General features: G+C 68.6%; 15 protein-coding genes and 1 CRISPR repeat array. Of the genes, 4 read left to right on the forward strand and 11 right to left on the reverse strand.

The genetic code is table 11. From position 1 onward, the window contains the following. Positions 1–164 precede the first annotated feature (164 nt). The 4 genes from HNQ01_RS09675 (at position 165) to HNQ01_RS09690 (ending at position 3,773) form a co-directional block, all read left to right on the forward strand. The gene (locus HNQ01_RS09675; protein ID WP_173805176.1) at positions 165–1,124 is read left to right on the forward strand and encodes an ABC transporter permease; all 960 of its coding nucleotides are present in this window, start codon (positions 165–167) and stop codon (positions 1,122–1,124) included. 1 nt (position 1,125) lies between these two features. Continuing rightward, positions 1,126–1,929, forward strand: a complete 804-nt coding sequence (locus HNQ01_RS09680) for an ATP-binding cassette domain-containing protein (RefSeq protein WP_173805177.1) — start codon at positions 1,126–1,128, stop codon at positions 1,927–1,929. A gap of 40 nt (positions 1,930–1,969) precedes the next feature. After that, positions 1,970–2,434 (forward strand): RbsD/FucU family protein, encoded by a 465-nt coding sequence (locus HNQ01_RS09685; RefSeq protein WP_173805178.1) that lies wholly within the window; start codon positions 1,970–1,972, stop codon positions 2,432–2,434. A gap of 64 nt (positions 2,435–2,498) precedes the next feature. Further along, positions 2,499–3,773, forward strand: coding sequence for an ROK family transcriptional regulator (locus HNQ01_RS09690; protein ID WP_353621678.1), 1,275 nt, complete (start codon positions 2,499–2,501; stop codon positions 3,771–3,773). Positions 3,774–3,813: 40 nt separating this feature from the next. Here the strand turns inward: HNQ01_RS09690 and HNQ01_RS09695 are convergent, their stop codons facing one another. The 11 genes from HNQ01_RS09695 to cas5c all read right to left on the reverse strand — a co-directional run bounded on the left by HNQ01_RS09695 (position 3,814) and on the right by cas5c (position 25,542). Further along, positions 3,814–4,065, reverse strand: a complete 252-nt coding sequence (locus tag HNQ01_RS09695) for a GlsB/YeaQ/YmgE family stress response membrane protein (protein WP_173805179.1) — start codon at positions 4,063–4,065, stop codon at positions 3,814–3,816. Between the two features lie 137 nt (positions 4,066–4,202). Continuing rightward, positions 4,203–8,180: an ATP-dependent RNA helicase HrpA gene (gene hrpA, locus HNQ01_RS09700; protein ID WP_173805180.1), complete on the reverse strand. Its 3,978-nt coding sequence runs from the start codon at positions 8,178–8,180 to the stop codon at positions 4,203–4,205. 19 nt (positions 8,181–8,199) lie between these two features. Beyond that, positions 8,200–10,551 (reverse strand): CHASE2 domain-containing protein, encoded by a 2,352-nt coding sequence (locus HNQ01_RS09705; RefSeq protein ID WP_173805181.1) that lies wholly within the window; start codon positions 10,549–10,551, stop codon positions 8,200–8,202. Further along, positions 10,548–12,218, reverse strand: a complete 1,671-nt coding sequence (locus tag HNQ01_RS09710; protein ID WP_173805182.1) for a FecR family protein — start codon at positions 12,216–12,218, stop codon at positions 10,548–10,550. Before HNQ01_RS09710 ends, HNQ01_RS09705 begins: the two co-directional genes overlap by 4 nt. A gap of 160 nt (positions 12,219–12,378) precedes the next feature. Continuing rightward, positions 12,379–12,501, reverse strand: coding sequence for a VOC family protein (locus HNQ01_RS09715; protein WP_286180646.1), 123 nt, complete (start codon positions 12,499–12,501; stop codon positions 12,379–12,381). Positions 12,502–13,537: 1,036 nt separating this feature from the next. Further along, positions 13,538–19,911: a CRISPR direct-repeat array (repeat unit 37 nt; unit sequence GTTTCAACCCACGCCCACCCATTTCAGAGCGGGCGAC). A gap of 210 nt (positions 19,912–20,121) precedes the next feature. Further along, positions 20,122–20,412, reverse strand: coding sequence for a CRISPR-associated endonuclease Cas2 (gene cas2, locus HNQ01_RS09720; protein WP_173805183.1), 291 nt, complete (start codon positions 20,410–20,412; stop codon positions 20,122–20,124). 23 nt (positions 20,413–20,435) lie between these two features. Then, positions 20,436–21,464, reverse strand: coding sequence for a type I-C CRISPR-associated endonuclease Cas1c (gene cas1c, locus HNQ01_RS09725; protein ID WP_173805184.1), 1,029 nt, complete (start codon positions 21,462–21,464; stop codon positions 20,436–20,438). A gap of 26 nt (positions 21,465–21,490) precedes the next feature. Then, positions 21,491–22,177: a CRISPR-associated protein Cas4 gene (cas4, locus tag HNQ01_RS09730; protein ID WP_173805185.1), complete on the reverse strand. Its 687-nt coding sequence runs from the start codon at positions 22,175–22,177 to the stop codon at positions 21,491–21,493. 1 nt (position 22,178) lies between these two features. After that, positions 22,179–23,087 (reverse strand): type I-C CRISPR-associated protein Cas7/Csd2, encoded by a 909-nt coding sequence (gene cas7c, locus HNQ01_RS09735; protein ID WP_173805186.1) that lies wholly within the window; start codon positions 23,085–23,087, stop codon positions 22,179–22,181. A 2-nt stretch (positions 23,088–23,089) separates the two neighbouring features. After that, the gene (gene cas8c, locus HNQ01_RS09740) at positions 23,090–24,886 is read right to left on the reverse strand and encodes a type I-C CRISPR-associated protein Cas8c/Csd1 (RefSeq protein WP_173805187.1); all 1,797 of its coding nucleotides are present in this window, start codon (positions 24,884–24,886) and stop codon (positions 23,090–23,092) included. Continuing rightward, the gene (cas5c, locus tag HNQ01_RS09745; protein ID WP_173805188.1) at positions 24,883–25,542 is read right to left on the reverse strand and encodes a type I-C CRISPR-associated protein Cas5c; all 660 of its coding nucleotides are present in this window, start codon (positions 25,540–25,542) and stop codon (positions 24,883–24,885) included. Before cas5c ends, cas8c begins: the two co-directional genes overlap by 4 nt. Positions 25,543–25,904: the final 362 nt, after the last annotated feature.

Below are 25,904 nucleotides of genomic sequence, written 5' to 3' on the forward strand. Positions count from 1 at the left end.
CGCTCCCCCGCGCAGGACGCGCGCGGCGCGCACCGCCTCCCGTTCTCCTCCCCCGGCCCTCGCTCGAGGGCCCGGGCATTTCGGCTCCTGCCGTCGGCGGCCGGCGCCCGGCCCTGCGCCGCCCGGCCGCCCTCCTTTTCTCCATCCTCGCCAAGGATCTCCGCGTGTCCACCTTGAAAGACAAGCTGCCGCCGATCAGCCAGCTCGGGCCCTTCATCGCCCTGGTGATCGCCTGCACCATCTTCGGGATCACCACCGACAACTTCTTCAGCGGCGCCAACTTCGCGCTGATCCTCCAGCAGGTCATGGTGGTGGGCGTGATCGCCATCGGCCAGACGCTGGTCATCCTGACCGCCGGCATCGACCTGTCGTGCGGCATGGTCATGGCGCTGGGCTCGATCGTCATGACCAAGATCGCCGACGACTTCGGCGTGCCGGCCCCGCTGGCCATCCTGCTGGGCATCGCCGTCACGGCCGGCTTCGGCCTGATCAACGGCCTGCTGGTCACCCGCATCAAGCTGCCGCCCTTCATCGTCACGCTGGGCACCTTCAACATCGCCTTCGCGATCACCCAGCTCTACTCCGGCGCGCAGACCGTCACCAGCGTGCCCGACCTGATGACCTGGCTGGGCGGCACCTTCCGCATCGGCGGCACGCCGATCGCCTACGGCACGGTGCTGATGGTGCTGCTGTACCTGGCGACCTGGTTCTGGCTGCGCGACACCTCCTCGGGCCGCCATGTCTACGCGGTGGGCAACAACCCCGAGGCGACCCGCCTGGTGGGCATCCCGACCGACCGCGTGCTGCTGGGCGTGTACGTGCTGGCGGGCGTGTTCTACGGCATCGCCTCGCTGCTGGCGGTGGCGCGCACCGGCGTGGGCGACCCCAACGCCGGCCAGACCGAGAACCTCGACGCGATCACCGCGGTCGTGCTCGGCGGCACCAGCCTGTTCGGCGGCCGCGGCGTGGTGCTGGGCACGCTGGCCGGCGCCATCGTCGTCGGCGTGCTGCGCAACGGCCTGACGCTCATGGGCGTGTCCTCCGTCTACCAGGTGCTGATCACCGGCATCCTCGTCATCATCGCCGTCACCGTCGACCAACTGTCTCGCAAGGGAGCCCGCTGAAATGAGCGCCACCCCGCAACCCTACAAGATCGTCATGCAGGCCCGCGGCCTGGTGAAGCGCTACGGTCAGGTCACCGCGCTCGACGGCGCCGACTTCGACCTGCGTGCCGGCGAGATCCTGGCCGTCATCGGCGACAACGGCGCCGGCAAGTCCAGCCTGATCAAGGCGCTGTCGGGCGCCACCGTCCCGGACGAGGGCACGATCCACCTCGACGGCCAGGCGGTGCGCTTCCGCACGCCGATCGAGGCGCGCCGCGCCGGCATCGAGTGCTGCTACCAGGACCTGGCGGTGGCACCGGCGATGACCATCGCCGAGAACCTCTTCCTGGGCCGCGAGCTGCGCCGCGAGGGCTTCGCCGGCAACGTGCTGCGCATGCTCGACAAGAAGAAGATGCTCGATGTCGCGATCCAGCGCATGGCCGACCTGAAGGTGGGCATCCGCTCGATGACGCAGGCGGTGGAGACGCTCTCGGGCGGCCAGCGCCAGTGCGTGGCGGTGGCGCGCGCCGCCGCCTTCGCCAAGCAGGTGGTCATCCTCGACGAGCCGACCGCGGCGCTCGGCGTCAAGGAAGGCAACATGGTGCTGGAGCTGATCCGCCGGGTGCGCGACAAGGGCCTGCCGGTGATCCTGATCTCGCACAACATGCCGCACGTCTTCGAGATCGCCGACCGCATCCATGTCGCCCGTCTGGGCAGGCGTGCCGCCGTGCTCGACCCGAAGAAGATCAGCATGAGCGACACGGTCGCGGTGATGACCGGCGCGATGCCGCCGGAGCAGATCCCGGCCGAGTGCCTGGCGCACTGAAGACCACCGACACGCGCACACGCCTGGGGAAACGCACGCCATGCTCAAGGGAATCGATCCGCTGCTGACGCCGGACCTGCTGAAGGTGCTGGCCGAGATGGGCCACGGCGACGCGATCGTCATCGCCGACGCCAACTTCACCGCCGCGCGGCTGGCCACCGAGGGCCGCAGCAAGCCGGTCATCCACCTGCCCGGGGCCGACGTGCTGCGCGCCTCGCAGGCGGTGCTGTCGCTGATGAACCTGGATGCAGCCGTCGAGCAGCCGGTGGCCTACATGAAGGTCTGCACCATGCCCGACGACTACCGCAGCCGGCTGCAGCGCGACGTGGTGGCGATGCTCGAGCGCGAGGGCCACGCGAGCAGCGCGCAATGTGAGGCAGTGGAAAGGTTCGCCTTCTATGATCGGGTCCGCGAGGCCTTCGCGATCGTGCTGACCTCCGACCTGCAGCCCTACGGCAACTTCCTGTTCAAGAAGGGCGTCATCGGAGAAGCGCTCGACGCCTGAGGGCCGGACTGCCACCCTGCCCTGCTGCGTGACCGGCCCGCCTTCGTGCGGGCCTTCTGCCATCGTGAACACGGATTCCGCCTCCTCCGACCCGACCTCCCGCCGCCCGCCGCGCGGCTCGAACCAGAACGGCATGCGCCAGTTCAACGAGCGGGTGGTGCTCCAGGCCATCCGGCTGCACGGCGAGCTGCCCAAGGCGGAGCTGGCCCGCGTCACGCGGCTGAGCACGCAGACGATCTCGATGATCGTCAACGCGCTGCTCGACGAGGGCCTGCTGCTCAAGCGCGAGCCGCTGCGCGGGCGCATCGGCCAGCCCTCGGTGCCGATCGCGCTCGATCCGGACGGCGCCTGGTCGATCGGCGTGAAGGTCGGCCGCCAGCATGCCGACGTGCTGCTGGTCGACTTCACCGGCCGGGTGCACCACCGCGAGGGCCTGCCCTATGCCTGGCCGGATCCGGAGCACCTGCCCGCGACGCTGGCGGCGATGATCCGGCGCTGCCGCGAGGCGCTGACGGCGCGCCTGCTGCCGCTGGGCCGGCCGGAGCGGCTGTGCGGGGTGGGCGTGGCCGCGCCGCTGTCGATCGGCGGCTGGACCGGCCTGTTCGGCATGCCCGAGGCGCAGGCACGCGCCTGGGAGACGCTGGACCTGCCGGGGCAGCTGGCCGGCGCCACCGGGCTGCCGGTGCATTTCGCCAAGGACACGGTCGCCGCCTGCCTGGCCGAGATGATCGGCGGCGAGGGGCGCCAGCGCCGCAGCTTCCTCTATTTCTTCGTCGACACCTTCATCGGCGGCGGCCTGGTGCTCGACAGCCATCTGCATCCGGGCGCGCACGGCAACGCCGGCGCGGTCGGCTCGATGCCGCTGGCCGTGCCGATGAACCTGGCCGCGGGCGGCAGCGGCGGAGCCGGCACGCAGCTGCTGGGCGCGGCCTCGCTGCTGAACCTGCAGCGACTGTACGAGACCGCCCGGCTCGACCCGGGCGCCGCGCTCGACGAGCGCGCGCTCGAGCCGCCGTGGGTCGCGCACACGCAGGCCTGGCTGGGCAACGCCTCGCGAGCGCTGGCGATGGCGATCACCGGCGCGAGCTGCGTGCTCGACCTCGACGACATCGTCATCGACGGCGTCGTCGACCGCCGGCTGCTGGCGCGGCTGATCACGCAGACCGGCAACGCGCTGGACCTGCACTGCTGGGAGGGCGTGCGCCGCCCGCGCCTGCATCCGGGCACCATCGGCTCGGACGCCCGAGCGCTGGGCGGCGCGCTGCTGCCGCTGCACGCCGACTTCGCGCCCGATCCCGAGGTCTTCCTGAAGATGGACCCGCGCGGCCGCGGCGACTGACGACGCGCCACCGGGCCGGCGACGCGCCCGCCCGGTGCGCTCAGGTCGAGGCGCCGCGCAGCTTGCCGACGATGAACAGCAGCGCCGCCGCGCCGACCACCGACGCGAGGAAGCCCGCCGGCTGGCCCAGGGTGTACCAGTGCATCGCCTGCCCGACATAGCCGGCCAGCAGCGAGCCGCCGATGCCCAGCAGCGTCGTCAGGATGAAGCCCAACGCCTGCGTGCCCGGCAGGATGGCGCGCGCCACCAGACCGATGACGAAGCCGATCAAGATCGTGCCGATGAGACCCATGGTCACTGTCCTTCCAGAACGGGTTGCACCACCGGTTCGGTGGCGTTCCGATTCTGGCCGAATTCCGTGACCGATGTCACGACCAAGGTCGTGACCGTGGCGCCACACCGGCCACACCCGGCTCGGAACCGCCGGCCTCACATGGACATCTGCGCCCAGACCTTGTCCAGCCGCTTGGTGCTGACCGGCTGCGGCGTGCGTAGCTCCTGCGCGAAGAAGCTGATGCGCAGCTCCTCCATCAGCCAGCGGTACTCGTCGAGGCGGGCGTCGGGCGCGCCCTTGAGCTCGGCCACCCGCCGGCTCCAGCGCTGCTCGAGCGGGCGCAGCTCGGCCAGGCGCTGCGCATCGCGCGCCGGATCGCCCCGCAGCTTGTCGAGCCGCAGCTGCACGCCCTTGAGGTAGCGCGGCAGGTGCTGCAGCTGCGCCCACGGCGTCGTGGCGATGAAGCGCTTGCCCATCAGGCGCTGCAGCTGCGCGGCGATGTCGTCGGCGACGTCCTTGGGCGCGCGGGCGTCCTTGAGCTTGCGCTGCGCGGCGGCGAACTCCAGCAGCACCGTGCCGGCCTGGCGGGCGATCTCCTGCGCGATCAGGTTCAGCCGGGTGCGGCCCTCGTCGATGCGCGCCTGGAAGGAGGCGGCGTCATGCGGCAGCGGCTCGGCCAGGAAAGCGCGGTCCAGCGCCACGTCGATGATCTGCGCGCGCAGTTCCTCCTGCGTGCCCAGCGGCATGAAGGCCACCGCCATCTTCTGCAGGTCGGGAATGTTCTTCTCGAGGTACTTCAGCGGCTCCTTGAGGTTCAGCGCCAGCAGCCGGCGCAGGCCGGCGCGGTGCTTCGCCGCCGCCACCGCCGGCTCGTCGAAGACCTCGATCTCGACCTGCGTGCCGCGGTCGATCAGCGCGGGAAATCCGATCAGCGTCTGGCCGGCCTTGCGGATCTCCATCAGCTCGGGCAGCTCGCCGAAGGTCCAGGCGGTGTAGGCCTGGGGCGCGAGCGGCTCGGGTGCGGCCGACGGCGGCGGCGGGCTGGCCTTCGCGCTGCGGCTGCCCGCCGGCGCGGTCCCCGGCGCCGGCATGACCGCAGCGGCCTCGGCCGCCGGGGCGGCGCCCGTCTTCAGCGCCGCCAGCGCCTGGAAGGCCGACCGCGCCTGCCCGCCCAGCTCGGCCTTCAGCGCCGCCAGGTTGCGCCCGGTGCCGAGCTGGCGGCCGTGCTCGTCGACGACGCGGAAGTTCATGAACAGGTGCGGCGCCACCATGTCGAGCTTGAAGTCGTTGCGCTGCACCGCCAGCTGGGTGCGCTCGCGCACCGCCTTGAGCAGCGTCTCCAGCAGCGGCCCCTGCGCGAACGGGTTCAGCTCGACGAACTCGGCGACGAACTCGGCCAGCGGCATCAGCCGCGAGCGCGGCCGCTGGTGCAGGCTCTTGACCAGCGCCAGCACCTTGGCCTCCAGCATGCCCGGCACCAGCCAGTCGCAGCGCTCCTCGCTGACCTGGTTGAGCGCGTAGATCGGCACGGTGACGGTGACACCGTCCTTGGCATCGCCCGGCGCGTGCAGGTAGGTGGCGGTGCAGTCGATGCCGCCGAGGCGGATCGTCTTCGGGAAGGCCGCGGTGGTGATGCCGGCGGCCTCGTGGCGCATCAGCTCGTCGCGCGTCAGGTGCAGCAGCTTCGGGTTGAGCTTCTGCTCGTGGCGGTACCAGCGCTCGAAGCTCGCGCCGCTGACCACCTCCTGCGGCAGCTGCGCGTCGTAGTAGGCGAAGATCAGGTGCTCGTCGACCAGCACGTCCTGGCGGCGCGACTTGTGCTCCAGCTCCTCGACCTGGCGGATCATCTTCTGGTTGTGCGCCAGGAAAGGCAGCCGCGTCTCCCACTCGCCGTTCACCAGCGCCTCGCGGATGAAGATCTCGCGCGCGGCCACCGGATCGACGTTGCCGAAGTTCACCCGGCGCTGGTTGTAGACGACGATGCCGTAGAGCGTGGCGCGCTCGAAGGCGACCACCTCGCCCGCCTTCTTCTCCCAGTGCGGCTCCAGCAGCTGTTTCTTCAGCAGATGGCCGGCGATCGGCTCGATCCACTGCGGCTCGATGGCCGCCAGCCCGCGGCCGAACAGGCGCGTGGTGTCGACCAGCTCGGCGGCGATCAGCCAGCGCCCGGGCTTCTTCGACAGGTGCGCGCCCGGATGGCGCCAGAACTTGATGCCGCGCGCGCCCAGGTACCACTCGTCGTCGTCGGCCTTGCAGCCGATGTTGCCCAGGAGGCCCGCCAGCATCGACTGGTGCACCTGCTCGTAGGTTGCCGGCGTGCCGTTCAGGCGCCAGCCGTGCTCGGCCACCACGGTGTGGAGCTGGCTGTGGATGTCGCGCCACTCGCGCACCCGGCGCGGGTTGACGAAGCTCTCGCGCAGGCGCTGCTCCTGCTGGCGGTTGCTGAGCTTGTGGGTGTCGACCTTCTGCCCGGCCCGGGCGGCGTCGGCGTGGCCGTGGTGGCCCCGGCCCTCCTCGATCCACTTCCAGAGCTTCAGGTAGCCCATGAACTCGGAGCGCTCGTCGTCGAATTTCCTGTGCTTCTCGTCGGCCGCCTGCTGGGCCTCGAGCGGGCGGTCGCGCACGTCCTGCACGCTCAAGGCGCTGGCGATGACCAGCACCTCGTGCAGCGCCTCCCGGTTGCGGGCCTCCAGGATCATGCGGCCCACGCGCGGATCGAGCGGCAGCTTGGCGAGTTCCCGGCCGATGGCGGTCAGCTCGTTGGCCTCGTCGACCGCGCCCAGCTCGCCCAGGAGCGCGTAGCCGTCGGCGACCGCCTTGCGCGGCGGCGGCTCGATGAAGGGAAAGTCCTCGACCAGCCCCAGGCCGAGCGACTTCATCCGCAGGATCACCCCGGCCAGCGACGAGCGCAGGATCTCCGGATCGGTGAAGCGCGGCCGGCTCAGGAAGTCCTTCTCGTCATAGAGCCGGATGCAGATGCCGTTGGCGACGCGGCCGCAGCGGCCGGCGCGCTGGTTGGCCGCCGCCTGGCTGACCGGCTCGACCTGCAGCTGCTCGACCTTGTTGCGGTAGCTGTAGCGCTTGACCCGCGCGGTGCCGGCGTCGATCACGTAGCGGATGCCCGGCACCGTCAGCGAGGTCTCGGCCACGTTGGTCGCCAGCACGATGCGCTTTCCCCCGCCCGTCTCGAAGACACGGTCCTGCTCGGCCTGCGACAGCCGCGCGAACAGCGGCAGGATGTCGGCGTGGCGGTGCAGCGGCTGGTGGCTGAGGTGCTTCCTCAGGTGGTCGGCGGCCTCGCGGATCTCGCGCTCGCCCGGCAGGAAGACGAGGATGTCGCCGGCGCCGGCGCCGCGCCAGAGGTCGTCGACCGCATCGGCGATGGCGTCGTTCAGGTCGAAGTCCTTCGCCTCCTCGAAGGGCTTCCAGCGCTGCTCGACCGGGAAGGTGCGGCCGCTGACCATGATCACCGGCGCCGGCCCCTTGCGCGAGGCGAAGTGCTGCGCGAAGCGCTCGGCGTCGATGGTGGCCGAGGTGACGACGATCTTCAGGTCCGGCCGGCGCGGCAGGATCTGGCGCAGGTAGCCGAGCAGGAAGTCGATGTTGAGGCTGCGCTCGTGCGCCTCGTCGATGATCAGCGTGTCATAGGCGCGCAGCAGCGGGTCGGTCTGCGTCTCGGCCAGCAGGATGCCGTCGGTCATCAGCTTGACCGAGGCGCCGGCCTGCAGCCGGTCCTGGAAGCGCACCTTGTAGCCGACCACCTCGCCCAGCGGCGACTTCAGCTCCTCGGCGATGCGCTTGGCCACCGAACTGGCGGCGATCCGGCGCGGCTGCGTGTGGCCGATCAGGCCCGTGCCGCCCGCGCCCAGGCCGCGGCCCAGCTCGAGCGCGATCTTGGGCAGCTGCGTCGTTTTCCCTGAGCCGGTCTCGCCGCAGACGATGACGACCTGGTGCTCGGCCATCGCGCGCGCGATCTCGTCGCGGCGCGCGCTGACCGGCAGGCTGTCCGGATAGGTGATCGGCGGCACCGGGTTGGCCGGGGCCGGCGGACGCGAGGAACGGGGCGGACGCGGCGGGCGGGCCGGCTTCGGGGCCGCCGGGGCAGCGGTCGGGGGAACGGTCGGGGAAGTCACGGGGCGGGATTATCCGCGCTCAGCCCGCCCCCGCCCGGCCCAGGGCCAGCTCGAAGCGGCCGGCGGCCTCGGCCTGGCCCGGCAGCGCACGCAGCCGGCCGCGGTGGCGCCGCGCCACGATCTGCACGAACTGCAGCCCCAGGCCGACCCCGCCGGCATCGCCCGCCGGCAGGCCCTCGTCGTCGCCCTGGTTCAGGCGCTCGCGCTGCGCCGCCGACAGGCCCGGCCCCTGGTCGCACACCGTCAGGCACAGCGCCTCCGCCCCGGCCGCGTCCCCCGCCTCGAGCCGCATCAGGATCGTGACCGCCCCGCCGGCCGGGCTGTGCTTGATCGCGTTGGAGACCAGATTGCCCACCGCGCGCTGCACCAGCGCCCGGTCCATCGGCCAGACCGGCGAGGCCGGCGAGGCTGGCGCGTCGGCCTGCCAGCCCAGGCGGACCTGCGCGGCCAGCGCCTGGGGCCGGAAGTCCGCCACCACCTCGTCGAGCAGCGCGGCCACCCCGACCGGCTCGAGCTGCAGCGGCCGCGACTCGACATGCGCGACGCGGACGAAGTCGTCGGCCAGCTGCAGCGTGCGCGCGCCCAGGCGCTGCACCTCGTCCAGGAAGGCCTCGGGCGTCATGTCCATGCGGCCGCGCCGGACCAGGTCGGCCATCAGCATCAGCGCATTGGCCGGCGAGCGCAGGTCGTGCGAGACGAAGGCCAGCGCGCGGTCGCGCCGGCGCTGCGCCTGGCGGATGGCGCTCACGTCCGAGAAGGTCACCACCCAGCGCTGCTGCCCGAGCAGCAGCACCGGCGCGAAATGCAGCAGGAAGTCGCCCAGGCGCTCGGCGCGGGCCTCGACCACGCAGGCCGCCGGCTCGGCGGGCCCGGGCTGGAAGAGCGCCTCGAGATCGATGCCCTGCGCGCCGGAGGCGGGCACGAACTCCACCAGCAGGCCCGGCAGCTCCAGCCCCAGCATCTCCTCGGCGCGCTCGAGCTCGAACAGGCGCGCCGCCAGCGCATTGGCCAGCAGCACCCGGCCGCGCTCGTCGGTCACCGCCATCGCGGTGGGCAGGCCGGCCAGCGCGTCCGACAGGAAGCGCCGCGCGCTGCGCACCGTGTCGGTGGCGGCATGCAAAGCCTCGAGCCGCAGCGCCAGCGCGTCGCGCCGACGCGAGACGACGCCCGCCGTCCCGTCCGGATTCAGGCCGGCCTCCGGCACCAGCCGGCCGATCTCGGCATCGAGCGCGTCGACTGCCTGCTCCAGCCGCCGCCAGCTCCACAGCGGATAGGCCAGCACCGCCGCCAGCGCCCACGACACCGGGCTCCACCACAGGCCGAGCCCGAGCGCCGCCAGGCTCGCGCCGATCCCCAGCGGCACCGCAACCACCGCCAGCGCCAGCGCCCTGCGGGCGCCGGAGCGCTGGATGCCGGCCATCAGGACCAGGATCAGCGCGGCCGACAGCGTCGCGCCGGCCAGCGGCGACAGCGGCCGCAGCGTGTCGCCGCTGCGCAGCGTGTACAGCGTGCTGGCCAGCACCTCGACACCGGGCATCGCGTGGTGCTGGCGGTTCACCGGCGTGGCCACGGTGTCGCCCAGGCCGGTGGCGGTCATGCCCACCAGCACATAGCGGCCGGCCAGCCGCTCCGGCGGCACCACGCCGCGCAGCACGTCCAGATAGGAAATGCGCTCGACGTGGCCAGGCGGGCCGCCATAGCGGATCAGGAAGCGCTCGCCGCGCTGCCAGGCGGCACCGGGCGGCCGCGTGTCCTCCTCGTCGGTCGAGACCGGCAGCCCCGGCGCCGGCCGCTCGCCCGCGGCGCGCAGCAGGGCCAGCGCCATGTGCGGCACCGGCGACGACGCCGCGCCGGCGCTCAGGAAGGCATGGCGCATCACGCCGTCGGCATCGACCGAGGCCTCGGCGGTGCCCACGCCGACCCCGGGCGGCAGCCCGGTGACCGGCAGCAGCAGCCGCGGCGGCTGGCCCGGGCCCGCGGCGACCCAGTCCACCGACATCACCACCGGAGCCGCGGCCGCGAGCTGGCGCGCCAGCAGCGCGTCCTGCGCCGGATCGGGATCGGGCTCGCTGAAGGTCACGTCCAGCCCGATGGCACGCGGCCGCGCCTCGGCCAGCCGGGCCAGCAGCGTGCTGTGAACCGCGCGCGGCCAGGGCCAGCGGCCGATCGCGGCGACGCTGGCATCGTCGATCGCGACGATCACGATGTCGGGCGGCGACGGACGGCGCCACAGCGACAGGCCGACGTCATAGACCAGCCGGTCGGCGCGCCAGGTCCAGCCGCCCAGCGGCAGCACGAAGGCCAGCGCGGCCAGCACCAGGGCGACGCCGACGCCGGCCGGCAGGCGCAGCCGCCCGGCCCCCGGCGTCATGGCGCGAGCAGCACCGTGCCGCCGTCGGCCCCGGTCACGCAGCCGCCCTGCCCGCCGCGCAGGCAGTTGGGCACGTCGAAACGCTGCGGCGCGGTGTAGGGCCCGACGAAGCCGTCCGGGTCACGCGCACGCAGCCTCAGGAAGTAGCGCCCGGTGCCCGGCATCTTCACCTCCAGCACCGGCGTGTCGACGCGGCGCGCCAGCGCCAGCACCGAGAAGCTCGCGTCGCGCGCGAACTCGACGTCGAAGCTCTGGCCCGGCAGGCCCTCCCAGGCCATGCGCACCCCGTCCTCGTCGATGCGCGGCGGCGGCGGCGGCGCCGGAACCGGCCGCAGCTCGACCCGGTGCACCGCGCCGAACGGCCCCTGGTCGGTGGTGCTGCGCTCGCTGGCCACCCGCCAGAAATAGACCCCCGGCGACAGGCCGTCCACCGTCAGCGCCGGCGACGCCAGGCCGCGGCGGTCCTGCAGCGTCTCGCGGATCTCCTCGGTGCGCGACAGCTGCACCCGATAGCTGCGCGCCTCCTCGACCGTCGCCCAGGCCAGGTCCAGCCGGGAGCCGGACACGATGGCCTTCGGGCCCGGACTGATCGGCAGCGGCGGCTCGGGCCGGGCCTTCAGCGTGAAGGCATGGCGCGCGTCCAGGCCCTGCAGGCCGCGCGCATCCTCGGCGCGCACCCGCACCACATAGTCGCCATCGGGCAGGTGTGCAAAGCGCAGCTCGCCGGCCTCGACGCGCACATCCTCCAGCACCCGCTCGAAGCGGCTGTCGCTCGCCGCGGCCACCTGGCCGCGGAAGGCCGCGGCCCCCGGCTGCGTCAGGGCGGGAAAGCGCACCAGCACCTGGTCCCGCCATGACGGCCAGGTCGACAGGTCGGGCGCCACGGGCAGCCGCACCGGCGTCGGCACCGTGCCGCCGCGATCGACCACGACGCCGAATCCGGCCTCCACCGGCCGGCCGGCGCGGCCCGCCGGGCCCTCGGTCATCACCACGCCCTCGAGCACCTCGTTGCGGGTCAGCTCGGCGAGCGCGTCGACGCTGACGCGGAACTCGGTGCCGCGCACGCCCAGCAGCCCCTGCGGCGTGCCGACCCGGAAGCCGGGCAGGCCGCCCGACACCTTCTGCGCCTTGACCTCCACCTGGCCGTCCTGAAGCCTGACGCCCGACAGCGACCCGCTCGCGCGGGGCAGGCGCTGCGACAGGTCCACCTGCAGCGTGCTGGCCGCGCGCAGCCGCAGCACCGTGCCGTCGACCAGCTGCAGCGTCGCCTGGCCGTCGCCACCGGTCTGCACCCGGCTGCCCTGCGGCACCGCCTGTCCGGCCTGCAGCGCCCGGCCATCGGCGCCGCGCACCTCGCCAGACGCCGCCAGCACGCGCGCCGGCGCCGGCTCGGCGGCCATCAGCCGCAGCGGGATGCGCAGCACCGTGCCGACCGGAATGCGCCGCGGATCGGCGATGCGGTTGAGCGCCTGCAGCTGCGGCCACTGGCGCGGATCGGTCAGCAGCCGCCGTCCCAGCGAGATCAGCGTCTCGTGCTCGCTCACCGTGAAGGAGAGGAACGCTTCGTCCGGGGGCGTGGGCGCAGCCGTGGCCGCGAACGCGCCGGCATGCACCGCCAGGACGATCAGGCCCGCCGCCCGCAGCACGGCGCGACGGCCCCCGGGCACCGGGACAGGCGGCACGGCAGGAGACCGGAAGGAAGACGGCATGTTGGGCTCGACAGGAGTGGCACCCGGATCGGGAAACTCCTGATCTTATCGCCCGCATGCAAATGCAAGAACGTGCAAGTTCCCGTGCGTGTGCCTCATGTCTCGGTCGGGTGCCGTGTCAGGTATCGAGGTAGTCGATGATGTTGAAGAACGCCCCCTGCGGGTCCTGCAGCACCGCGAAGCGGCCCACGCCGGCGATGTCGTCGGCGCCACCAGCACCTTGCCGCCGAGCGCGGCGCATTCGGCGGCCATCAGGCCGTCTGCACAGCACGGGTATCGTGAACTCTGCACGCCGCCCATCCACCCCGCGAACTCCAGAGAGGATGACTGCTCTATGCGCTCCGCAGATCCTCTGTTCCTGGCTGCTTCAATCCCTCCCATTTCGGGGCAAGCGACGCGCCACCATCCTCGCAGAGCTCAACCTCGGCATGGTTTCAATCCACACCCAATTTATAACTGGGGATGCGAACAGCGCGTCATGCCACCAATCCTCACGGGTTTCAATTCACGTCCATCCATTACAGAAAAGACGACATAAAAATTGTGTCGCAACACAATACTTGCAACCTGTTTCAATTCACGCCCCCTCGCTCTAGAGCGGACAACAATCAGTCTCCCCCTTGATTCGCGCCACGGTGTTTCAATCCACACCCATCCATCTCAGAATGAGCGACACGTTAGATCACCCGAAATGTCCTTAGAAATGGCAGTTTCAATTCACGTCCACTCATTTCAGAGCAGCCGACCGTAAAAGGCATCTGCCAGATTGAGTCCGAGTACCTGTTTCAATCCGCTCCCACCCATTTCAGGGCAGGCGATCCTTCTCGGCCGACAAGCCCGTAAGCACTGGCGTCGCCTCAATCCATGCGCCCACCTTAATACAACAACATGAAGAGGACCTGACTCAAATTTAATTGTTGCACTCAAAAACAAAATTCAACCAGTAAAGAGCGGGCGACCGCCGCCGCATCGATGCTGGCGAGGTCATCAACGTGTTTCAATTCACACCCACCCATTTCAGAGCGGGCGACAGGTCACCGAACTAGCGCCGTAGATGGGCAGCGTGTTTCAACCCATGCCCACCCATTTCAGGGCAAGCGATCCTTCTCGGCCGACAAGCCCGTAAGCACTGGCGTCGCCTCAATCCATGCTCCCACCTTAATACAACAACATGAAGAGGACCTGACTCAAATTTAATTGTTGCATTCAAAAACAAAATTCAACCAGTGAAGAGCGGGCGACCGCCGCCGCATCGATGCCGGCGAGGTCATCAACGTGTTTCAATTCACACCCACCCATTTCAGAGCGGGCGACGACACCATCGGCATCGGGCCGCAACGCGGACCCGGAGTTTCAACCCACGCCCACCCATTTCAGAGCGGGCGACTGCTCGACCCTCAGGCACCCATCCGCGACATCGTCGTTTCAACCCACGCCCACCCATTTCAGAGCGGGCGACGCTGCGCAACAACCGCAGCGCCACCGCTGCGCAGTTTCAACCCACGCCCACCCATTTCAGAGCGGGCGACGCGGCCAACCCCGGCACGACCTACCTGGCCGCGCTGTTTCAACCCACGCCCACCCATTTCAGAGCGGGCGACGCACGCGACACTACCTCGGCTACTTCAAGACCGTCGTTTCAACCCACGCCCACCCATTTCAGAGCGGGCGACGGAGGTCCGAGTTCCGATCGACCACATCACGGGCGTTTCAACCCACGCCCACCCATTTCAGAGCGGGCGACGACCGGTTCATGGGGCTGCAGGAGTTCGGCGGACAGTTTCAACCCACGCCCACCCATTTCAGAGCGGGCGACGACCGGATCATCCCCGCCAAAGTGGCCGCCAGCGGGTTTCAACCCACGCCCACCCATTTCAGAGCGGGCGACGGGTTCTGACCATGCCCGAGCAGATCGTTCACGGGGCTGTTTCAACCCACGCCCACCCATTTCAGAGCGGGCGACGGGGATGGTGTCGGTCATGCTCATTCTCCGGTGGCGTTTCAACCCACGCCCACCCATTTCAGAGCGGGCGACCGGCTGCATATTGGCGTGCTGCTGCGCGCTGGAAGTTTCAACCCACGCCCACCCATTTCAGAGCGGGCGACAAGGACTTCGCGCGCTCGGTCATCGCCGACCTGCTGTTTCAACCCACGCCCACCCATTTCAGAGCGGGCGACCGCCCGATTGCACTCGTCACAGGCAGGGAGTAGCAGGTTTCAACCCACGCCCACCCATTTCAGAGCGGGCGACCTGCGGAAGGTTGCGCTTTGCCATGGTCTGGTCAGTTTCAACCCACGCCCACCCATTTCAGAGCGGGCGACCAGTTTTTGTCCTTCAGTAAAAATGACCCAAGCCGTTTCAACCCACGCCCACCCATTTCAGAGCGGGCGACCCCTGCGTCGCGATCTGGTCGCGCAGCTGCTGCAGGTTTCAACCCACGCCCACCCATTTCAGAGCGGGCGACCCGTGCGCCGCGTCGGCACCCGGAAGACGTCGAAGTTTCAACCCACGCCCACCCATTTCAGAGCGGGCGACAAGGTGCGGATCCAGATGCATGACGCCCCGGCAGCGTTTCAACCCACGCCCACCCATTTCAGAGCGGGCGACGACGCGGACGATGGCGCCGGCGTCGGCCATGCCAGGTTTCAACCCACGCCCACCCATTTCAGAGCGGGCGACGAATGGGAGAGCGAGGGCGGCTGCGAGTGGATCGCGTTTCAACCCACGCCCACCCATTTCAGAGCGGGCGACCTGGTTGGTGATCAGGCGGCCGGCTGCATGCTGGCGTTTCAACCCACGCCCACCCATTTCAGAGCGGGCGACCATGCGCTGGATCGTCGGCTGGGAGGGTGTGACCGTTTCAACCCACGCCCACCCATTTCAGAGCGGGCGACCGATTACTCCAGCGTCAGCAACAAGCCGGAAGCTGCGTTTCAACCCACGCCCACCCATTTCAGAGCGGGCGACCGATGTGACGCAGTGCGGCCAGATCCTGCAGGAGCTGTTTCAACCCACGCCCACCCATTTCAGAGCGGGCGACCTGGTTGGTGATCAGGCGGCCGGCTGCATGCTCGCGTTTCAACCCACGCCCACCCATTTCAGAGCGGGCGACGAGCGTAGACGGCCGGCTGGCGCTGCACGATGGGGGTTTCAACCCACGCCCACCCATTTCAGAGCGGGCGACGTGCGTCCTTCAGCGTGCCGGTGGCGGCCGAGCCGCGGTTTCAACCCACGCCCACCCATTTCAGAGCGGGCGACACTGCAGCGTCACCTGGACCGTCTGGAGCCCGACGTTTCAACCCACGCCCACCCATTTCAGAGCGGGCGACATCACGGTCTGCATCTGGGCCGGGCGGGGGATCACGTTTCAACCCACGCCCACCCATTTCAGAGCGGGCGACGCTGGCCGAAGGATTCGCGACTGCCGCCAGCGTGCACGTTTCAACCCACGCCCACCCATTTCAGAGCGGGCGACCGGAGCGCGTAGGTTCGGACCAGGCTGATCAGCGTGTTTCAACCCACGCCCACCCATTTCAGAGCGGGCGACGCCGGCGGCGTCGTGGCTGGCCTGCACCGTCAGGTTTCAACCCACGCCCACCCATTTCAGAGCGGGCGACGCGTTGGACATTTCTGCTCCTGTGCTGGTGGTGGTGTTTCAACCCACGCCCACCCATTTCAGAGCGGGCGACGGTCTTGCCGGCACCGCTCTCGCCGACGAGGGCCACGTTTCAACCCACGCCCACCCATTTCAGAGCGGGCGACACGATCAGGCTGCGCGCGATCGCGCCGCCGGCGTTGTTTCAACCCACGCCCACCCATTTCAGAGCGGGCGACTGAGGGTGATGGTGTTGGTGGTAGCGGTCATGTTGTTTCAACCCACGCCCACCCATTTCAGAGCGGGCGACCACAGCAGGCAGCCCCGCCACAGCAACACCGCGAAGTTTCAACCCACGCCCACCCATTTCAGAGCGGGCGACGGTCCAGAGCGTGGCCACGCCGCGGCTCAGCGGGGGTTTCAACCCACGCCCACCCATTTCAGAGCGGGCGACGGGTGACGTTCTCGGCCTTGCGGTACGGGGTCGAGTTTCAACCCACGCCCACCCATTTCAGAGCGGGCGACCGGTGGTAGCGCTCGGCGGCGCGGGTTCCCTCAATGTTTCAACCCACGCCCACCCATTTCAGAGCGGGCGACCTCAGCCCGCTGACCGGGTGCACGTGGCAGTCCACGTTTCAACCCACGCCCACCCATTTCAGAGCGGGCGACGAGGGCTGCGGCACGCTGCACGACGAGGCGGCCTGGTTTCAACCCACGCCCACCCATTTCAGAGCGGGCGACCTGACAGCACCACGGACACCTGCACCTGGCGCTGGTTTCAACCCACGCCCACCCATTTCAGAGCGGGCGACGCAGCAGCTCAGGCGACGGCGTCGGCCGCCTACGTGTTTCAACCCACGCCCACCCATTTCAGAGCGGGCGACCACCCAGCATTTGCACGACCCGGCCGTGTCCCTGGTTTCAACCCACGCCCACCCATTTCAGAGCGGGCGACCCAGCAGGCCATTGATGTAGCCCTCGAGATCGATGTTTCAACCCACGCCCACCCATTTCAGAGCGGGCGACGCATGGCCGCGGCTTTCTCGGTGCACGCCGTCACCGTTTCAACCCACGCCCACCCATTTCAGAGCGGGCGACCCACTCGGCCCCTCCTTTTTCGCCGCAGATCAGGCGTTTCAACCCACGCCCACCCATTTCAGAGCGGGCGACCCTCGGCCCACACGCCGACCACGGTCTGCCACGTCTGTTTCAACCCACGCCCACCCATTTCAGAGCGGGCGACAGGCATGGCAAGAGCGCGCCCACGGCATCGGCGCGGTTTCAACCCACGCCCACCCATTTCAGAGCGGGCGACCGCTGCGCGACTCGCTCGAGGCCGAGCGCCTGCAGTTTCAACCCACGCCCACCCATTTCAGAGCGGGCGACGGCCGGACGATCGGCGTGAGCGTGCAAGCCGAGATGTTTCAACCCACGCCCACCCATTTCAGAGCGGGCGACGAGGAGGCGCGCCAGTATTTCACCGAGTGCCCGAACGCGTTTCAACCCACGCCCACCCATTTCAGAGCGGGCGACGCAATTTCGTTGCGCATCGGCACGTCGCTCACCGTTTCAACCCACGCCCACCCATTTCAGAGCGGGCGACAGGTACTGCCGCGGCTGCGCGAGATCTGGCAGGCGTTTCAACCCACGCCCACCCATTTCAGAGCGGGCGACTTGGCGACCATGCTCGGCAACGTGATGGGCGGTCAGTTTCAACCCACGCCCACCCATTTCAGAGCGGGCGACGTACAACGTCAAGACCGGGCTGCAGTTCGACGTTTCGTTTCAACCCACGCCCACCCATTTCAGAGCGGGCGACGGTCAGATCGTCTGATTTCACGCACCTGGTCATCAGTTTCAACCCACGCCCACCCATTTCAGAGCGGGCGACTGCTGCTGCAGGTGGCGTCGGGCGGCGAGCTCACCGTTTCAACCCACGCCCACCCATTTCAGAGCGGGCGACGTTCGCCGGACCCAACCGGGCACTCATGCGCGGCGATGTTTCAACCCACGCCCACCCATTTCAGAGCGGGCGACCGGTCAGCACTGATTCAATGAGTCTCTGGGCGGGCGTTTCAACCCACGCCCACCCATTTCAGAGCGGGCGACTCACGGTCTGGGTGCGGTGGTCGGCGAGGTAGACGTTTCAACCCACGCCCACCCATTTCAGAGCGGGCGACCCCGGCCTCAGGGACCATTGATGCCTTCGCCATGTTTCAACCCACGCCCACCCATTTCAGAGCGGGCGACGCTTTTCGGCCCCCCTGCAACACCGGCCAGGGCGGTGTTTCAACCCACGCCCACCCATTTCAGAGCGGGCGACGTCCCCGCGGCGGTGCCGTTGACGGTGATGGCTCGTTTCAACCCACGCCCACCCATTTCAGAGCGGGCGACCCTCAGCCTGCCGCGCCAGCTCCTAATGAGCCGCGCGGTTTCAACCCACGCCCACCCATTTCAGAGCGGGCGACGCCGACCTGATCCGCCGCCGCTACCCCGACGCGATGTTTCAACCCACGCCCACCCATTTCAGAGCGGGCGACGCTGTTGGCGCTGTCGTACATCGCGCCGATGCCGCTGGTTTCAACCCACGCCCACCCATTTCAGAGCGGGCGACACCAACGCCATCTTAGGAGATCAGGCAATGGCAGTGTTTCAACCCACGCCCACCCATTTCAGAGCGGGCGACCTCCGGGTCGACGGACCAGCCCACATCAGCTGATCGTTTCAACCCACGCCCACCCATTTCAGAGCGGGCGACCGTCTACTCGCTGATCGCCTTCGGGCTGCCGCTCGTGTTTCAACCCACGCCCACCCATTTCAGAGCGGGCGACCGTGCCGGATGACTTCACGCGCTCGATCGCCGAAGCGTTTCAACCCACGCCCACCCATTTCAGAGCGGGCGACCGCTGTCGGGGCTGTAGCCATTCCCGGCCGATGACGTTTCAACCCACGCCCACCCATTTCAGAGCGGGCGACCTGTCCGGACCTCAGGAGGCATACAACAGCCTCTCGTTTCAACCCACGCCCACCCATTTCAGAGCGGGCGACGTCGACGGCGGCGGGCTCAGATTCGGCATCCGGACGTTTCAACCCACGCCCACCCATTTCAGAGCGGGCGACATGGGACTCGCAAATGCCGTGCTGACGGCAGCACAGTTTCAACCCACGCCCACCCATTTCAGAGCGGGCGACCGGTAGTGGCTATCTCTGTGCTGATGGGGTGGATGTTTCAACCCACGCCCACCCATTTCAGAGCGGGCGACGCGCTGCCGGTGGTCTGCTGCTGGCCGCCGAAGTTGTTTCAACCCACGCCCACCCATTTCAGAGCGGGCGACAGCAGACCCCGGGAGGCAGCTTGCTCGATGGCGAGTTTCAACCCACGCCCACCCATTTCAGAGCGGGCGACGCGGAAGTGCCGGAGGCGCTGCGCATCGCGGCCGAGGTTTCAACCCACGCCCACCCATTTCAGAGCGGGCGACTTGACGGCGGCGGGCTCCGATACGGCATCCGGACGTTTCAACCCACGCCCACCCATTTCAGAGCGGGCGACGATCGTGCGCCTGGTCGAGAAGACCCTGGCCACGAAGTTTCAACCCACGCCCACCCATTTCAGAGCGGGCGACACGCGGACGGGGCTGTCACCTGCGTCGCCCAGGCTGTTTCAACCCACGCCCACCCATTTCAGAGCGGGCGACGATGTGGCTGGGCCTGGGCGCCTGGCTCATGAGCTGTTTCAACCCACGCCCACCCATTTCAGAGCGGGCGACTTCATCGGCTCGCTGACGCAGGTCCTGCGCGAGTCGTTTCAACCCACGCCCACCCATTTCAGAGCGGGCGACGTGCGGGTTCGACATTGAGAACCGCAAGGGCAGATGTTTCAACCCACGCCCACCCATTTCAGAGCGGGCGACTGGGCACCGTTCACGCGATCGGCTCGGGGTCTTCCGTTTCAACCCACGCCCACCCATTTCAGAGCGGGCGACAGCCCTGCCAGGATTCGCCAAGGTTGCCGATGGGCGTTTCAACCCACGCCCACCCATTTCAGAGCGGGCGACTCCACGGTGCCAAATCATTGCCAGCACGACGAAAAATCCGCTCATCGCGCGAACCGGGTCGTCTGGAGAGACAGGCAAGGGTCGATCGGCGCAAAGTGCTGGAAAAAGTCTTCATGGGACAAGGACTTGCGTGGAGCGCGAACCCACCGAGGATGTAACGGTCACTTGAGGTTCGCGCTGGCCATCATACCGGCCGGCATGGCCGGCATGTCAAATCACCAGAGGATCCTCGAAATCAGTCGAGCGGAACTTGCCGTGCTGGCGGACCTCGCAGCCGCGGGTGCTGGCCATGCGGTACAGGCGCAGGCAGTCGAGCCCGAGATCGACTTCGGCGAGCAGGCGTCGCTCCAGATCCTCCATCTGCGCAAGAGTGACCTGACACTCGAAGACTGATTTCTGCACCCGTTGGCCCGTGCTCTCGCAGACGCGGGCAACCCGGCGCAGGCGTCTGCGACCGGCTGCCGTCTCAGTGTTGACGTCATAGCAGACGATCACGAGCATCACATCCCCCGCGGGCTCGCTGGTCAGCGCGCCGAGAACGGCACATAGGTCGACGCCTCGCCACGAATGTGGCGTGCAAGCAACCGCGCCTGCACCAGCGGAACCAGCCCGAGCGGCACCGCTTCGGCCAGCAACGGGTGCGTCAACTCTTCCTTCTTGCGCTCCTGGTAGGCGATGACGACCGCCTTGCGCGCATCCCCTTCAAGCAAAACCGCCCCGCCCTCGCGCTCAGTGAAGTCGCCAGCGCCGAGCTGGCCACGGTTCACCAGCGTCAGCGCCAGCCGGTCGGCGAACGGCCGAAACTCCTCGACCAGATCCAGCGCCAGCGCCGCGCGACCGGGCCGCAGCGCGTGCAGGAAGCCCAGCTGCGGATCAAGTCCAGCGGCCTCGATGGCACTGCGACAGTCGTTCATCCACATCGAGTACAGGAAGCTCAGCAGCGCATTCATCCGGTCGCGTGGTGGCCGACGGCTGCGACCGTTCATCGAGAAGAACTCGCGCCGGTCTGCACGCACCAGCAGGTTCAGCGCCTCGAAGTAGCCCCGCGCAGCCCCTCCCTCTATACCACGTACCGTATCCAGATCACCGGCGGCAGGCAACGCCCGCAGGCTTGCCGCCAGATCATCGACGGACCGAACAAGCCGAGACGCTTCGTCCTCGGCCCTGGATTCACGGGCACCCCGTTGCAGCACCTGGCGCTGATTGCGGATCTTGCCGGCCACCACGGTACGCGCCAGCTCCAGCACGAACGCCGGCCGGTCGATCGCTTGGTGATGGGCCCGGCGCAGCAGCACGTTGCCACTGGTCTCGCCCTCCAGCCGCGCCTTGAAGCGGCCGTGAATGTCGAGCAGCACCAGCGCCTTGCCCTCCTCGGCGAGCCGGTGCATCAGCGGCGAACTCAGCGACACATGGCCGAAGCAGACCACGGCGTTCAGGTGATGCAGCGGCACGCGCAGCCGCGTCTCGCGTTCGACCTCGACGCGCAGCGTGTCGTTGTCGAGCCGCAGGTAGCTCTCGGGCACCGTCACGTACAGCGTGTTCAGCAGTTGCATCGCGTCATTCCCCTAGGGTTCGATCGTCAGTCAGCATCCGCCTCGGGATCGAACAGCACCGCATGCAGGTCACGCGGACCGTGCAGCCGACGCCACGCCTCGGGCTGACAGCGGTCGCGCAGTGAACAGCCTCGGCAGCGTCGCTCGTCCGCGGTCGGTGCCGGCAGCACGCCACCGGCAAGCATCGCCCGCACCGCAGCCACCGTTTCCGCCACCTGCTGCCGCAGTGCCGCATCGATCGGCACGACCCGACGCCGCTTCGAGCTGGCGTAGTACAGCGCCCCTTCCGGCACCGCCCGCCCGGTCATGGCCTCCAGGCACAGCGCCTGTGCGGCAAGCTGCATGTCGTCGGCGAGGGCGATGTCGGCCGCCTTGTGGCGCGAGCCGTGCTTGTACTCGACCGGGTAGGGTGTCCCATCGGCCGGGTCGAACTCGACCGCGTCGGTCTTGCCGATCAGTCCGAGCGCGTCGTGCCACACCGGCAGCGCCCGCTCGACGCGCACACCGCGGCGCAACTCGAAACCGGGCTGGTCGACCTGCGCGTGAACCGCCTGCCCCCTCAGCGTGTGCACGTTGTCGTCGAACACCTGCTCCAGATGGATCAGACCGCACTGGCGTGGACAGTAGGCCCAGTGCTGCAGGGCCGACAGCGGGATCGGGTCAGGCGGCTCGTCGCCGCCAGGCCGGACTCCTTCGTTCTCGGCCGACACCATCTCAGCAGCGTCGAGTGAGCGTCACCCCAGTCGCCGCCGGCAACGACTGGCCCGGCGCGAGCGGCTGGCCGTCGAACAGCACGGCATAGGCACCGAAGCCGCGTGCCGGCGTGCCGGGCGCAGTCGGCGCCACGGTCAGGCGGTCGAACAGCGCATGGGCCGGCGCGTTGCCCAGTTCGCTCTCATGCTTGAAGACATAGAGGCCGCGGGTGGACATCTGACCGCGGGCAGCGGAGCGGTCGTGCTCGAACATCTGCTCCAGCGCCTTGAAGAACAGTTCCAGGTCATCGCCCGAGAAGCCGGTCTGCCGGGCAAGGAACGACGAGATGAAGCCATGCGAGCGGTACAGGCCGTAGGGCACCGTGTGCTTGCGGCCCATCGTGCGGTTGTCGCCGCCCTGCTTCTCGGCTTCGGCCTCGGTCGCCACCGCCATGCGGGTGATCGAGTGCTCCAGCGCGACGACCGGCTCGACCGAGCGGGCGAAGGTCATCTGCACCGGACCGCGCACCTGGCCGCAGTTGACGCCGGTGGACATCACGGCGCCGAAGGTGCGCACGTCGAAGAAGTTGCGGCACATCCAGTCGCGCGCCTTCTCGACCGTCTCGCCGCCGCCCTTGCGCTTCTTGTCGTCGCCCTTGAGCGCATCGCCGGCGCCGATGGCCTCGTAGGCCCGCTCATGCGTCTTGTTCAGGATCGCCTTTTCCTTCACGTAGATCTCGTGCGGCGGCTGCTCGCCGTGCACCAGGCCGACGAAGTTGCGCACCTTGCGCTTGAGCGCCACGTCGGTGACCAGGCCGTGGCCGGTCTCGGCGTCCAGCCGCGGCAGGTTGCCGGCGTCCGGGTCGCCGTTGGGATTGCCGTCCTTCACGTCGAACAGCAGGACGAAGTCGTAACGGTGGGTCAGGCTCATGTTCAGTCTCCCTGGGTGGTTTCGGTGGTTTCAGTGGTTTCAGCGGCGGTTGCGCAGGCCGCAGCCTTGCTGGCTTCGGACTTGGTGAAGAAGTCCTGGCGCTGGTGGTAGTAGCCGAGCGCGAAGCGGCCCTGGTCGGGCAGTGCCATGTGGGTCGGGAAGTCGTCGAGGCCGCCGACAATCTCGGCAATCAGCTTCTCGAAGTTGGTGGCCCGGCCTCGGTTCGTCAGCTTGGCGAGGTGGTGGTTCTTCAGCCGCATCAGCGTCGTGAACACCGCCACAGGCGTGCTGGACGCAGCACCGTAGTAGCGCTCGCGGATCGTGGCGTTCAGGCCGGGGCTGGCCTCTTCCTGGATCTTCTCCAGCGTGGCGAACAGCCGGCCAAGCCGGTAGCCCGTGTTCATGTTGTCGAGATCGAGCATGGGACGGTAGACCTCCTCTGACTTGGGGTTCTGGAAGCGGATGGCGCGGTTCAGGCACGCCTTGATGACGCAGGCCCGCAGGTAGCTGACATGGCGCTCGGCCCGGCAGCGCTGCACCGCCGCGTTGAGCCACAGCGCCGGGAACGGGCCGCCGGTCAGGATGGCGCGCATCACGTCGCCGCCGAGGTTCGGTGGCACGTTGTCGGCCTTGCCCTGCAGCGCGATGGCGGTCAGCAGACGGAACAGCGGTGGAAACTCCGGGTCGTGCGGACCGCGCTGCAGTTCGAGGTCGTCGAACCACTGCCGGATGCGCACGGCGATCTCGTGCAGCGGCGCCGCGTGCCAGAAACGGATGGCGATACGGGCGGCGTTCGGCGCCAGGCCCAGGACGTAGAAGCGCCGCGTGCCGCCGGCCCCATCGAACTGCCCCGACTGCAGCGCGTCGAACAGCGCCCGCACCTGCTCGGTGTGCTCGTCCGGGTTGTCGTGGTCGGCATCGAAGAACGAGGCGAAGGCGTCCTCGAAGTCGCTGTCCTGACCCGACTGCGCCCAGAACACCGTGCTGGCGTCGCCGACCTGCATGCGCTGGCGCGAGCCCTTGGCCAGCAGGCTGTTCAGGGCCGTCGTGTACGCGAAGGCCGCCGTCGGGCTGACCGGGGCGTTGGCGCCCTGCTCCTTGCCGAACGAGCGGAAGGCGTCGAGGTTGAACGACACGATGTTTGCGCCGGAGGTCTGCGCCCCCCAGACGCCCTTGACGGCGCTGTGCAAACGCTCCGGTTCGGCCGAGTCGCCCGTGATCAGACAGACCAGGGCTGCACCGGGGGCATCGTCCTTCGGACCTGCCGCAGACACCGCACCGATCACGCCGGGGCGCTGGCACACGAGGTCGATGTCGTCCTTCAACCGGAAGGACACGATCGGATTGACCTCGGCGATCTCGGCCCACTGCGGCTGCGACTGCGCATCGGCCAGCGGCTGGCCCGCCAGAAACCGCTGAACCGCAGCCAGCCCGGCGTCCTCCGGCACCCGCTGTGCCAGTTGGTCCACCCGCTGCCGGAACGCAGCGACCTGCTCGGCCACCCGCTGCGGCTTGCCTTTGGTGTCGAGCCCGAGCACGTATTCGGCCGTGTCCCACAGCAGGTTGGCCGCGACCCCGGAGGTCTTCTTGACCCCTTGCGGCACCTGATACCGCCGGGCGAGCTTCTTCTTGCCCTCCTGCGTCCGCGTGTCCGAAATACCTACCAGCCGCCCATCCGGCGCCAGCTCCAGGATGAACGGAATCTCCTTCTCCTCCAGCCCGGCCGCCGGCAAGCGCCGCGCCGGGTCCGGGTCGCGCATGCGGCGCTCGTAGTAGCCATGCAGAGCCTGCAGGATCATGACCGCACCTCCACACCCGACAGGTCCAGCACGCCACGCACGACCCGAGCGCGGAAGAAGGTCGGCTTCGGGTCCGCCGGCCGGCTGAAATCCATGTCGTAGAGCATCCAGCCGAAATCGCCATCCACATCGACACACGGCTCGGGCTCGCCATGCGGCGAGGTCACCAGCCGGAAGCGGGCGTCGAACTCGCGGCAGCCGAGATAGGGCTGGTTGACGCACTGGCCCTTCGAGGCGCGGCGGCTGAACATCTCGGCGTACTTGGCCGGGTTGTGCAGCGCCTCGCCCTTGACCGCCGTGATGCGCGCATGCAGCCGGTAGCGCACGTCGCGCAGGAACAGCCCGGCGCGCTGCTGGCGCTCGTCCTCGATGTAGAGCCCGAGCTGACCCTGCCCGGCCGTCATCGCCGTCTGCACGTTGCGCGTCGAGATCACCGCGCCGACCTCATTGCGTCGCACGCTGATCCACCGCACCGGCGCCAGGATCTCGATGCGCTCGACCTGCCAGCGGATCTCCGGCTTCCACAGGATCGCCTCGAACACCGAGCGAGCCGCCGACGGCGTGATGAAGTCGTAGGAGACCCGCTCCACCTTCATCTCGGGCCGGGTGAAGCAGGCGTAGTCGCCCTGCACCTCAAGACAAAAACTCAAGTCCATTCAATCCTCCCGTTTAGAAGCACCGCCGAAGCTGTGCCTGAGAAGCGACCTTGCCCCAGCCCTACCTGAGCAACACAGCGAGCACCACCGGGACAGCGATCACGATCACCGCAACGACACACGAAGCGTAGAAGCGATGGTTCGGCTGCTTTTGCATCAGACGCAGTTCACGGACGAGTGGCGTGGGGTCAAGCATGGGGGACTCCCATCTGGTTGCAACGAAGCGCACTCTACATCATCATTCCAAATATGTCTTGCTGCACCTAAAGTCTGATTTGGTGCATGCTAGCATGAACACTCGTTGAGTCGTTACAAGCCGGCTCGATGTGGGTTGAAACCAAATCTGACTAGCTGCTGCTGCA

The sequence above is a fragment of the Sphaerotilus uruguayifluvii genome, assembly GCF_013294065.1.
GTDB classification, from domain to species: domain Bacteria; phylum Pseudomonadota; class Gammaproteobacteria; order Burkholderiales; family Burkholderiaceae_C; genus Sphaerotilus; species Sphaerotilus uruguayifluvii.

Bases quoted from the DNA above. Each gene is read 5' to 3' on its own strand.
- HNQ01_RS09695 (WP_173805179.1), bottom strand. From the start codon at position 4,065: ATGGGTCTCATCGGCACGATCTTGATCGGCTTCGTCATCGGTCTGGTG.
- HNQ01_RS09680 (WP_173805177.1), top strand. From the start codon at position 1,126: ATGAGCGCCACCCCGCAACCCTACAAGATCGTCATGCAGGCCCGCGGC.
- cas4 (WP_173805185.1), bottom strand. From the start codon at position 22,177: ATGGTGTCGGCCGAGAACGAAGGAGTCCGGCCTGGCGGCGACGAGCCG.
- cas5c (WP_173805188.1), bottom strand. From the start codon at position 25,542: ATGGACTTGAGTTTTTGTCTTGAGGTGCAGGGCGACTACGCCTGCTTC.
- HNQ01_RS09705 (WP_173805181.1), bottom strand. From the start codon at position 10,551: ATGACGCCGGGGGCCGGGCGGCTGCGCCTGCCGGCCGGCGTCGGCGTC.
- cas7c (WP_173805186.1), bottom strand. From the start codon at position 23,087: ATGAGCCTGACCCACCGTTACGACTTCGTCCTGCTGTTCGACGTGAAG.
- HNQ01_RS09685 (WP_173805178.1), top strand. From the start codon at position 1,970: ATGCTCAAGGGAATCGATCCGCTGCTGACGCCGGACCTGCTGAAGGTG.
- cas1c (WP_173805184.1), bottom strand. From the start codon at position 21,464: ATGCAACTGCTGAACACGCTGTACGTGACGGTGCCCGAGAGCTACCTG.
- cas8c (WP_173805187.1), bottom strand. From the start codon at position 24,886: ATGATCCTGCAGGCTCTGCATGGCTACTACGAGCGCCGCATGCGCGAC.
- HNQ01_RS09715 (WP_286180646.1), bottom strand. From the start codon at position 12,501: ATGCGCCGCGCTCGGCGGCAAGGTGCTGGTGGCGCCGACGACATCGCC.
- cas2 (WP_173805183.1), bottom strand. From the start codon at position 20,412: ATGCTCGTGATCGTCTGCTATGACGTCAACACTGAGACGGCAGCCGGT.